Annotated in this window: 11 protein-coding genes; 9 read left to right on the top strand and 2 right to left on the bottom strand. The window is 59.6% G+C overall.

Annotated elements, in window-relative coordinates; translation table 11 throughout:
• The 5 genes from ABLV75_RS20340 to ABLV75_RS20320 all read left to right on the top strand — a co-directional run.
• Positions 1-1,607: fimbria/pilus outer membrane usher protein (locus ABLV75_RS20340; protein ID WP_348855120.1), on the top strand; the 1,607-nt coding region annotated here is incomplete at its 5' end.
• A gap of 10 nt (positions 1,608-1,617) precedes the next feature.
• Positions 1,618-2,148 (top strand): fimbrial protein, encoded by a 531-nt coding sequence (locus ABLV75_RS20335; protein WP_004105385.1) that lies wholly within the window; start codon positions 1,618-1,620, stop codon positions 2,146-2,148.
• 12 nt (positions 2,149-2,160) lie between these two features.
• Positions 2,161-2,661: a fimbrial protein gene (locus tag ABLV75_RS20330; protein ID WP_004105386.1), complete on the top strand. Its 501-nt coding sequence runs from the start codon at positions 2,161-2,163 to the stop codon at positions 2,659-2,661.
• Between the two features lie 50 nt (positions 2,662-2,711).
• Positions 2,712-3,638, top strand: coding sequence for a fimbrial protein (locus tag ABLV75_RS20325; RefSeq protein WP_032704898.1), 927 nt, complete (start codon positions 2,712-2,714; stop codon positions 3,636-3,638).
• A 28-nt stretch (positions 3,639-3,666) separates the two neighbouring features.
• Positions 3,667-5,103 carry an EAL domain-containing protein gene (locus ABLV75_RS20320; RefSeq protein ID WP_004105388.1) on the top strand — a complete coding sequence of 479 codons (1,437 nt, stop codon included), beginning with the start codon at positions 3,667-3,669 and terminating at the stop codon, positions 5,101-5,103.
• A gap of 47 nt (positions 5,104-5,150) precedes the next feature.
• Here the strand turns inward: ABLV75_RS20320 and ABLV75_RS20315 are convergent, their stop codons facing one another.
• Positions 5,151-5,423 carry a GNAT family N-acetyltransferase gene (locus tag ABLV75_RS20315; protein ID WP_004115198.1) on the bottom strand — a complete coding sequence of 91 codons (273 nt, stop codon included), beginning with the start codon at positions 5,421-5,423 and terminating at the stop codon, positions 5,151-5,153.
• 11 nt (positions 5,424-5,434) lie between these two features.
• Positions 5,435-5,665, bottom strand: a complete 231-nt coding sequence (yjdI, locus tag ABLV75_RS20310; RefSeq protein WP_004105390.1) for a 4Fe-4S mono-cluster protein YjdI — start codon at positions 5,663-5,665, stop codon at positions 5,435-5,437.
• 269 nt (positions 5,666-5,934) lie between these two features.
• On the opposite strand from yjdI, the gene ABLV75_RS20305 reads away from it, so the two are divergent.
• Genes ABLV75_RS20305 through ABLV75_RS20290 form a run of 4 tightly spaced genes read left to right on the top strand, consistent with a single transcriptional unit; the run spans position 5,935 to position 10,676 of the window.
• Positions 5,935-6,207, top strand: coding sequence for a YtcA family lipoprotein (locus tag ABLV75_RS20305; RefSeq protein WP_004105391.1), 273 nt, complete (start codon positions 5,935-5,937; stop codon positions 6,205-6,207).
• A 6-nt stretch (positions 6,208-6,213) separates the two neighbouring features.
• Positions 6,214-7,242 carry a multidrug transporter subunit MdtN gene (gene mdtN / locus ABLV75_RS20300; protein ID WP_004105396.1) on the top strand — a complete coding sequence of 343 codons (1,029 nt, stop codon included), beginning with the start codon at positions 6,214-6,216 and terminating at the stop codon, positions 7,240-7,242.
• Positions 7,243-7,251: 9 nt separating this feature from the next.
• Positions 7,252-9,195, top strand: a complete 1,944-nt coding sequence (locus tag ABLV75_RS20295; protein WP_004105398.1) for a multidrug transporter subunit MdtO — start codon at positions 7,252-7,254, stop codon at positions 9,193-9,195.
• Positions 9,192-10,676 (top strand): MdtP family multidrug efflux transporter outer membrane subunit, encoded by a 1,485-nt coding sequence (locus ABLV75_RS20290; protein WP_004105400.1) that lies wholly within the window; start codon positions 9,192-9,194, stop codon positions 10,674-10,676. The genes ABLV75_RS20295 and ABLV75_RS20290 overlap by 4 nt, the downstream gene beginning before the upstream one ends.
• The last annotated feature ends 46 nt before the right edge of the window (positions 10,677-10,722 follow it).

Here is a 10,722-nt window from a genome sequence, read left to right as displayed (position 1 = left end):
TGCAGGTGACCATCAAAGAGGCCGACGGCAGCAGCCAGGTCTTCACCGTCCCTTATTCGTCCGTGCCGGTGCTCCAGCGCGAGGGCCATACCCGCTATGCGGTCACCGCCGGGGAGTACCGCAGCGGCAGCAATCAGCAGGAAAAACCGAAATTTTTCCAGAGCACCGTAATGCGCGGTCTTCCGGCGGGCTGGACCCTGTACGGCGGCACCCAGCTGGCGGACCGCTACCGCGCCTTTAACCTCGGCGTCGGCAAAAATCTGGGCCAACTGGGGGCGCTGTCGCTGGATATCACCCAGGCCAACGCCACCCTGCCCGATGACAGCGAGCATCAGGGGCAGTCGGTGCGTTTCCTCTATAACAAGTCGCTGACGGATACCGGCACCAACATTCAGCTGGTGGGCTACCGCTACTCGACGCGCGGCTATTTCAGCTTCGCCGACACCACCTATAACCGGATGAGCGGCTACAACGTCGAGACCCAGGACGGCGTGGTGCAGATGAAGCCGAAGTTCACCGATTACTACAACCTCGCGTACAACAAGCGCGGCAGGGTACAGCTCAGCGTCACCCAGCAGCTGGGGCGTACCGCCACGCTCTACCTGAGCGGTAGCCACCAGACCTACTGGGGAACCAGCAGCGCCGACCAGCAGCTCCAGGCCGGGCTTAACGCCGCCGTCGACGATATCAACTGGACCCTGAGCTACAGCCTGACCAGAAACGCCTGGCAGCAGGGGCGCGATCAGATGCTGGCGCTCAACGTCAGTATCCCGTTCAGCCACTGGATGCGTTCCGACAGCACCTCCGCCTGGAGAAACGGTAACGCCAGCTACAGCATGTCCAACGATCTGAACGGCAGGACCACCAGCCTTGCCGGCCTGTACGGCACGCTGCTGGAGGACAACAACCTGAGCTACAGCGTACAGACCGGCTACGCCGGCGGCGGCGATGGCAACAGCGGCGGCACCGGATACGCGGCGCTGAACTACCGCGGCGGCTACGGTAACGCCAACGTCGGCTACAGCCGCAGCGACGGTATCAAACAGCTCTACTACGGCCTGAGCGGCGGCGTGCTGGCCCACGCTGACGGCGTCACCCTGAGCCAGCCGATGAACGACACGGTCGTGCTGATCAAAGCCCCCGGCGCGGATGGCGTGAAGGTAGAAAACCAGACCGGGGTACGGACCGACTGGCGCGGCTACGCCGTTCTGCCCTACGCCACCGAATACCGGGAAAACCGGGTGGCGCTGGACACCAATACGCTGGCCAATAACGTCGACCTTGATGATGCGGTGGTCAGTATTGTGCCCACCCACGGGGCGATTGCGCGCGCCGAATTTAAGGCCAGCGTCGGCATGAAGCTGCTGATGACGCTGACTCACAACGGTAAACCGGTTCCTTTTGGCGCCATAGCCTCCGCTGTCGACAGCCAGGGCAGCAGCATCGTCGCCGATAACGGCCAGGTCTACCTGAGCGGGATGCCGCTGGCGGGCAAGGTGCGGGCGAAATGGGGCGAAGGTCCGAACGCCAGCTGTGAGGCCAGCTACAGCCTGCCGCCGGAAAGCCAGAACCAGGCGTTAAGCCAGCTGTCGGCAGCGTGCCGCTAAGGAAACCATGATGATGAGAAAAAACCTGTATCTGCTGGGCGCCATACTCTCTCTGGTCTCCTTCAGCACCCCTGCCGCCGATAGCACCATCACGATTAGCGGATATGTCAGGGATAACACCTGCGCCGTCGCAGGTGAGTCAAAAGATTTTACCGTCGATCTGATGAATAACGCCGCCAAACAGTTTAATGCCGTCGGCACGACCACGCCGCTGGTGCCGTTTCGCATCGTGCTGTCGCCCTGCGGCGGCTCCGTCACCGCGGTTAAAGTCGGCTTTACCGGCATAGCGGACAGCGACAACACCAGCCTGCTTAAGCTGGACAGTGGCGTATCGGCAGCGTCCGGCATCGGCATGCAGATCCTTAACGGCAGCCGGGCGCCCCTGGTACTCAACGCCCCCTCGTCAAACATCGCGTGGACCACGCTGAAACCCGGGCAGACCAACACCCTCAACTTCTACGCCAGGCTGATGGCCGCGCGCGTCCCGATTACAGCAGGACACGTTAATGCCACCGCAACCTTCACGCTTGAATTTCAGTAACCGGAGGCTGAAATGAAATGGACTCATGCACCCTGGCTGCTGGCGGTAATGATGGCCTTCGCCAGCGCCCCCCGCGCCGCCGACGTGACCATTACCGTTAACGGTAAAGTGGTGGCCAAACCCTGCACCATCGCCACGCCGAAGGCCACCGTTGACCTTGGTGATTTATACACCTTTAACATGCTTTCACCCGGCTCGGCATCAGGCTGGCATGACGTCACCCTCGATCTCAGCAACTGTCCGGTCGGCACCTCGCGGGTCACCGCCACCTTCAGCGGAACGGCGGACAGCACGGGCTACTACAAAAATCAGGGAACGGCGGGCAACCTCCAGCTGGAATTGCAGGATACCAGCGGCGCCCGGTTTAACAACGGCACAAGCAAAACGGTGGCCGTCAACGATGCCACGCAATCCACCCGCTTTCCATTGCGCGTCAGGGCGCTGACGGTTAACGGCGGACCAACGCAAGGAACAATCCAGGCGGTGATTAACGTCACCTACACCTGGCTATAAGGCAGGAGAACGTTATGAATCAGCGGATTACCGCTCCCCGTAGATGTCGTATGGCGCTGGTCAACGCGCTGTGGCTGGCGCTTGTGTTAGCGGGCTTTTCCACCAGCGTCAGGGCTTATACCTGCTACGACTCCACCGGCACCATATTAAACAGCGATACCGGCGGGAAAGTATCCAACGTCTACGTTAACCTGCAGCCAAGCCTCGGAGCGGGGCAGAACCTTGTCGTCGACTTATCCAGCTCGATTTTTTGTAAAAATGACGCGCCGGACAGGCGAAACGACATGGTAAGCATGCTACAGGGCTCGGCCTATAGCGGCCTGCTGACCAATTTTACCGGTTCTTTAAAGTACTACGGAGTTAGCTATAGCTTCCCGCTAAACTCCCCGACCGCCAGCCATAATTTTACTTCCGGCAACTACACCAGCTGGAATACCCAGCTCTACCTGACGCCAATATCCACCGCCTCCGGGCTGGCGATAAGCGCCGGCTCGCATATCGCCACGCTGGTCATGTATCAGGTGGGTTCGGATATCAACGGCGGCGGTAACGTTCGTACCTCTAAATTTACCTGGAACATCTATGCCAACAATAGCGTGATTATCCCCACGGGCGGCTGCGATGTTTCCGCTCGCAACGTCACGGTAACGCTGCCTGAGTACCCGGGTTCGACCGCTGTTCCGCTCACGGTACGCTGCGGGCAAAATCAAAAGATAGGTTTTTACCTCTCCGGCACCACGGCGGATAGCGCCAACAGCGTGTTCACCAATACCTCTTCCGCCTCACCGGCCCAGGGGATAGGCGTTCAGCTATTGCGCAATGGCACTATTCTGCGCTCAAACAGTACCGTCTCTATGGGAACCGTGAGCACCTCCGCGGTCAACCTCGGACTCACCGCAACCTATGCGCGAACCAGCGGCCAGGTCACCGCGGGCAACGTGCAATCCATTATTGGGGTGACCTTTGTTTACCAGTAACGCGCCCGCGGCGCGCGGCAGAGCGGGAGTGGACTATATCCTTTCGCCCTGCTCGCTGGTCGCCGATGGATTAGTCAAAGTGATGATGGCCAGCGGCATGCGGCCCGTTGTGCTGCCGTCGGATACGCAGATGCTTCCCGGCGACACGGACATTCGCCGCCTTATCGTTTTTCTGCCGGAAACTCCGGCCAGGCTGCTCACCACCCTGCAGCAGGCCGCTGCGTTTCTTGAACACTCCGCGACGCCGCTGCCGATGCTGATCCTCAGCCGCAGCCCGGCCAGCTGGCTGTGGCATACGCTGCTGCATCAGGTCATCGATCACCGTTTGCTTGCCGAAGTGCGCACCGCCGCCTCGGACCTGCCCGTCCCCAGCCTGACCGCGGTGCTGCAGGACTATATTTTGCAAAGATATCCTTCACTTAAACAGCTGGCCGACGAAGAGATACGCCTCGGCGGAAAGCGCCCTGGCGGGCTCACCCGGCCGGAGCTAAATGCCATTCTCGGTCTACTCAGCGGATACAGCGTCAACGCCCAGGCAAAGCGCCGCGGCATTAGCCACAAAACGCTTTATAACCAGCGAACGGCAGGACTGAAAAAAATGGTGGAACATCATCCTCAGCTGGCAACCCGATTCCCCGGCAGCCAGACCAAAGGGCAGAAGAGCCAACCGGATGCTGCGCTTTCCGCCTTCGAGCGCGAATTTGTCCACGCCATTCACTGTCGGCAAATTTTCCCGGTATTCCAGCCCATCACCGATGGTCGGATGCAGCTAAAAGGGTTGGAGATCCTCTGTCGCTGGCGGCAAAAGGGACAGGTTATGCTGCCAGGCGAGTTTTTGCCGCAGGTACATTCCGCGTATGCCTGGCTGGTGTTGACCGCCTTTGTGCTTCGCGAGGCCGTGGAGAATATTAATCTACACTCCGGAGAGTTTTATTTCTCGGTCAATATTCCCGCTGCTATCGCCAGCAATGACAACCTGCTCCGGATGGTGGAGACCGCGCGCCAGCAGCTGCGTCAGCCCCATATGTCTTCGAGGCTGGTACTGGAATTTGCTGAAACCCTGGACCTCAACCTGCAGAGTAAAATTGCCGACAATATTTCCCGGCTACGCAAGCAGGGCTTTACCATTATGCTGGATGACTGCTTTTCACAAAGCAGCGTCATGTTTCCGGTACGATCGGTCAGGTTCAGCGCCTATAAGCTGGATATGAGCATCGTCAACGACATGCAGCGCGATCCTCACGCTCTGGCCCTAATCAAAAGTCTGCTCTACTACTGTCAGCTAACCGGTAGCCGCTGTGTTGCCGAAGGCGTGGACAGTCTGGATAAATTCAACCGACTGAAGGCGCTGGGGATCGACCGTTTTCAGGGTTATTTCATCTCGCCGCCGGTGGAGCGGGAAAACGTCAGTGACCTTATCCACCAGCTTTTATCCGGCCGCGATCTGAACCTTATCGCCGGGTAACACGGCGTCAGATAAAAAAGTGGCGCCAGCGCGCTGGCGCATTTATTTCAGGCGCGAATATCGTCGTACTCGCGGGTATGATCAAATTCATGTTTGGCAAACGGGCATAGCGGAATAATTTTACGCTGCTCGCCGCGCATTTTTTCCACCACTTTCGCCACCAGCTTTTTTCCCACGCCCTGGCCTTTCAGACTGGGGTCGACGTCAGTGTGTTCAATAATGCTGAGGTGCTCGCCCGTAGGCACAAAAACAATTTCCGCCACCTGCTTCCCGTCGGCGTCATTGACGTAAAACTTGTTATGACCTTCCAGTATTTCCATCATTTCCTCGCTTATTTTTGGCGATACTTCAGCGCGCCGCTCGGGCAGGTATCAATAACCTTGACCACCGTGGCCACGTCCACTTCATCCGGGACGATCCACGGTTTGCGTTTCAGATTGAAGAGCTTCGCGCTACCGCGTACGCAGTTACCCGAGTGCTGGCAGATATCGGTGTTAAAGTAGACATCTATTTTCTCTCCGGTATAGGCGCGATAGCCCGCTTGCAGTAATTCTTTATCCATGACATTGCCTCAGTTCTGACTATTTTTTATAGTCCTGGCTCTAAGCATAGCCCTGCCAGCCACCGCCGACTATCGCTGACACGCGAAATTTTATTTCGCCCACCGCTGGTCGTTAATGCAGAATGAATGATTTTCTATGCAGGTGTTATCCATAGAAAATATCCTGTTTATTGATGGAATACAGACGCTTCTGTTCTCTCCGCCTTTTATTTCCCCGACAGTGAGATTAAACTCATTTCACCTTAATCCGAGCACTCAGGTATTTCGTCTTGAATCGCATTGTTAAGCTGGCGGGCCCTGCGCTCTTATTTTCGCTATTTACGCTCTCCGGCTGCTCATTATCCCCGGCGATTCCGGTTTTAGGCGCAGCATTTCCCGGCTGGTTCTTCTGCTTATTAGGCGCCGCGCTGTTACTTATTCCCTGCCATATCCTGATTGTGCGTCAAGGATGGCAATCGCGATTTTCTCCACTGGTCTTCAGCTATCTGGCGCTGATGTTCCTGTTCGCCACGATTCTGTGGTTCCTGTTCTTCGTAAACTAGATCCCTATGACCCAATCCCGCTCAAGCGTTATCCGCAAAAAATGGCCCCTGCTGGCGCTCGTTCTCGCCGCGATCGTGGCGCTGATTCTGGTTATCTGGCAGCTGCAAACCTCGCCGGAAACCAACGATGCTTACGTTTATGCCGACACCATCGACGTGGTGCCGGAAGTGAGCGGGCGGATCGTCGAAATGCCGATTCGCGACAATCAGCGGGTGAAAAAAGGCGATCTGCTGTTCCGCATCGACCCGCGTCCCTACCAGGCGATGCTTGATGATGCCAAGGCGCGGCTGACCACGCTTGATGCGCAGATTATGCTGACCCAGCGCACGATCAAAGCGCAGGAGTACAACGCGCAGTCGGTCAATGCCGCCGTTGAACGCGCTAAAGCGCTGGTTAAGCAGACCACCTCTTCACGCATACGCCTTGAGCCGCTGGTACCGCAGGGGTTTGCCTCACAAGAAGATCTGGATCAGGCGCGAACGGCCGAAAAAGCGGCGCGCGCCGAACTGGAGGCCACCCTGCTGCAGGCGAAACAGGCTTCCGCGGCCGTGACCGGCGTTGATGCCATGGTGGCGCAGCGCGCGGGGATCCTGGCGCAAATTGCGCTGGCCGAGCTGCATCTCGAATTTACCGAAGTGCGCGCGCCGTTTAACGGCGTGGTGGTGGCGCTGAAGACGACGATCGGCCAGTACGCCTCGGCCCTTAAGCCGGTCTTTACCCTGCTGGATGACGACCACTGGTACGTGGTGGCAAACTTCCGCGAAACCGACTTGCAGAGTGTTCGGCCCGGCGTTCCGGCCAGAATTACCGTAATGACCAACCATGGCCGCACCTTCGAGGGCGTAGTCGACTCGGTCGGCACCGGCGTTCTGCCCGACGGCGGCAGCGTCATTGAAGGCCTGCCGGTTATTCAGAAGAGCATCAACTGGGTCCATGTCTCCCAGCGCTTCCCGGTTAAAATCGCCGTCAAAGATCCCGACCCGAACCTGTTTCGCATGGGCGCTTCCGCCAGCGCCGTTCTCCAGCCGCAATAAGGAGACGGCATGCAAAGCTTGTGGCCGTTTCTGACCCGGGAACTCCGCGATGCGCCGGGGCGGGCGAACTATACCCTGCGCCTGACGCTCAGCTGTGCGGTGCTGATTGTGCTGTTTATGACGCTGCATATTCCCTTCCTCGCCGTGGCGCTGATCGTGGTGTTTTACGTCAGCCAGCCTAACGTCCTGATGATTAAGCTGGTCAGCGTGGTTTTCGTGGTGACCGTCAGCGTCGCCCTGGGCGGCGTACTGCTGATTATTAAGTGGACCTATGACTATCCGCTAATTCGCCTGGTTGCCTCGGTGATCCTGTTCTTCTGTGCGATTTACCTGATGCGGGTCCTCGGCAAGCTGGGGCTGGCGTTTTTCGTGGTGGCGCTGGCAGTCATCTACGCCCAGACCTTCCCGTCGATGACCAGCCAGAGCGAAATTCTGGTACGCCTGCTGCTGTGGCTATGGGTGGCGATTAACACCGCCATTCTGGTGACGTTGCTGGTCAACGCCTGCTTCCAACAGGCGTTCCCCGGCTATCAGTTTAAAGCCCGGCTGGTGGTCATGCTACGCCAGACGGCGCGGATTCTTAGCCAACCGGATGGCGGGGCGCCGCACCCCTCCTTTAAAGAGATCGCCGGCCAGTTTAACCAGTTGCAGTCCCTGTACCAGCAAGCCGCCCGCGCCACGCCGGAGATTGCCGCCAGCCCGCAGGCCTGGCAATCGCTGATGGCCGCCGCGCTGCGCTGCTACCATTTAACGGCGCTGCTACAACCGGGCCGCGACCATTCCGATGTGCGCCAGCGGATAGCCCGCGAGCTGAACGCGCTGGCGGATAATCTGCCCAGCCCCACGGCGGCGGATATGGAGCCGTTAATGGTCCCACGCGATAGCGATAACAGCGCCATTTTGCAGGAGATCGCCGAGGTGCTGTCGCGGCTGGCGCGCGGCGAAACCATCGCGTTACCGCAGGGTGAAGTGGAAAAAGCGCCGCTGCTGCTGCCGGACGCGTGGTCCAATCCAGTCTATCTGCACTTTGCCCTGAAAACGCTGCTGGCGACGCTGCTGTGCTACGTTTTCTATACCGCCGCCGACTGGCAGGGCATCCATACCATTATGCTGAGCTGCGTCATTGTCGCCCAGCCGGGTCTGGGCGCTACCATGCAGAAAACGTGGCTGCGTATCGGCGGCGCGCTGCTGGCGACGCTGATTGCGCTGCTCCTGATCGTCTTTGTGCAGCCCTGGACCGACTCGCTGAGCGGCCTGCTGGCGATGACCCTGCCGGTGTTCGCGCTGGCCGCGTGGATTGCGGCAGGCTCAGAGCGCATCGCCTACGCCGGGATCCAGATAGGTTTCACCTTTGCGCTGGCGTTCCTCAGCTGGTTTGGCCCGCTCAGCAACCTTACCGAACTGCGCGACCGGGTTATCGGTATCCTGCTCGGCGTGCTGGTCTCCTCGATTGTACATCTCTATTTATGGCCGGATAGCGAAGCCCCGCAGCTCAAAGCGCGTCTGGCGCAGCTTTATCGCCAGCTGGCGCAGACCCTCTCCTCAAGCGACGATGAGGTTCAGTTGGTACCGCTATTTGCCGCGCTGACCGAGAGCGAAACCTTAATCAACCGGGTAGCCGCCGAGCCGCTGGGAACCTACGCCCACCCGTGGCCGGAAGCCAAAAACTGGCCGGTGCGGGCGACGTTCCATCAGGCGGAAGAGATCCTGCGCCTCAGCGAAGGCTATCGTCTGTACGCCGCGCCGGGGGATACTTTTTTACCCCGCTGCGCCCGGCGGCTTGAAGGCTACGCTGCCGATATCGACGCGCAGCAAACTGCCGTAGAACGCCCTCAGGCGCTTCTCCCGGACCCGGCGAATCCATTTGGCGCGCCGCTGGTCAACGCGCTGGCCGCTCTGCCGGCGTGGCCATTTGCGTCTTCCGATATTCCGCGACAGGCAATGCAATCATGATTAAAACCTCTACTCTCCCGCGCGCCGCGCGCTCCCCGGTGTTTGCCTTCGCCCTGACGCTGTTAACCGGGTGCGCATTAATTCAGGACGATCCCGGCCAGGTTCCGCTGGTCAATCCGCAGCAGGCCGAGCTGGCGCAGGTGATCCATCTGGCGAATAGCGGCTGGCCGACGGCGCGCTGGTGGGAAGGCTATCAGGATCCGCAGCTAAATATGCTGGTCAATCGCGCGCTGCAGAACTCCCCCACCATGCAGGCGGCGCGGCTGCGTATTTCGCAATCGCAGTCCACGGTCGAGCTGGCGCAGTCGGCAATGGGCGTGCAGGCCACCGCCGTGGCGGCGCAAAACCGTCTGCGGGTCACCAATAAACAGTTCACCTGGCCCTACTCCTTCTCCCTGCCGGTGGATAAAAACGGCCCCTGGTACACGCTGAATACGGTTGGCGTCGGGGCGACGCTGAATATCGATTTATGGGGCGCCGACCGCGCCCGCGTTGCCGCCGCGATTGGCGAAAAGAACGCCCGCCAGGCGGAGACCGCCGGCATCGAGCTGGATCTTGCCAGCAGCGTGGCCCAGCTCTATTTCGCGATGCAGGCAACTTTCCAGAAAATCGCATTACTTAATCAGCTGGAGGCCATCGCCAGGCTCTCGGTGCAGGCGCATGAGCATCGTACCGCGCGCGGCGTGGAGGATAGCGTCGATGTCGCCAACGCCCAGGCAGAGCTGCTGGCGGCGCAGCAGCAGGTGATTACGGCGCAGGGGACGCTGACGCAGTATCGGGAAACGCTGCGGGCGCTGATTGGCGCCGATGCGCATAGCATGCCGGAGATTCATCCCGTGCCGCTGCCGGCGCTGCAGGAAACGCTCCCGGATTCGCTTTCGTTTGAACTGCTGGCCCGTCGCCCGGATCTGCAGGCGCTGCGCGGCTACGTCAGCGCTTCGATGAACCAGGTGGACGCGGCAAAAGCGGCGTTTTACCCGCACTTCGATATCAAAGCCTTCTGGGGCTACAACGCGCTGAGCGTCGGCGATCTGTTTAAGTCCTCATTCCAGCAGATCAACCTGCTGCCGGGGCTCTATTTGCCGTTGTTTGACGGCGGGCGCTTAAACGCCAACCTGAAATCGACGCGTACGGCGAGCAATATTTTAATTAAGCAGTACAACCAGGCGGTGCTGGACGCGGTGCGCGACGTGGCGATTAGCTCCAGCCAGTTGAACGATTTGAACCAGCAGGCCGCGCTGCAGCAGCAGAAAGTCGCGGCGGCGATGATGACCACCCGCAGCGCCAGCGCGCACCATCAGCGCGGACTGGTCAGCTACTATGCGGCGCAGGAGGCGCGTCGTCCGGCCATCGCGCAGCAGCTTTTGCTGCTGGATATCGAGGCCCAGCGGCTCAGCACCGATATCACCTTGATTAAAGCCCTGGGCGGCGATTACCGCGGCCCGGCGGTGGCGTCCGCAGGGAAAGAAGTGGCGCAATAGCCGTGAATTTCCCTACTCGCGCCAGGCTCTGCTCCCGGGGGCGGCG

Origin of the sequence: Klebsiella sp. CN_Kp066, assembly GCF_040065135.1 — a bacterium.
Lineage (GTDB): Bacteria > Pseudomonadota > Gammaproteobacteria > Enterobacterales > Enterobacteriaceae > Klebsiella > Klebsiella oxytoca.
The sequence above is the reverse complement of the archived record's forward strand: the minus strand, read 5'-3'. Positions and strand labels throughout refer to the sequence as shown.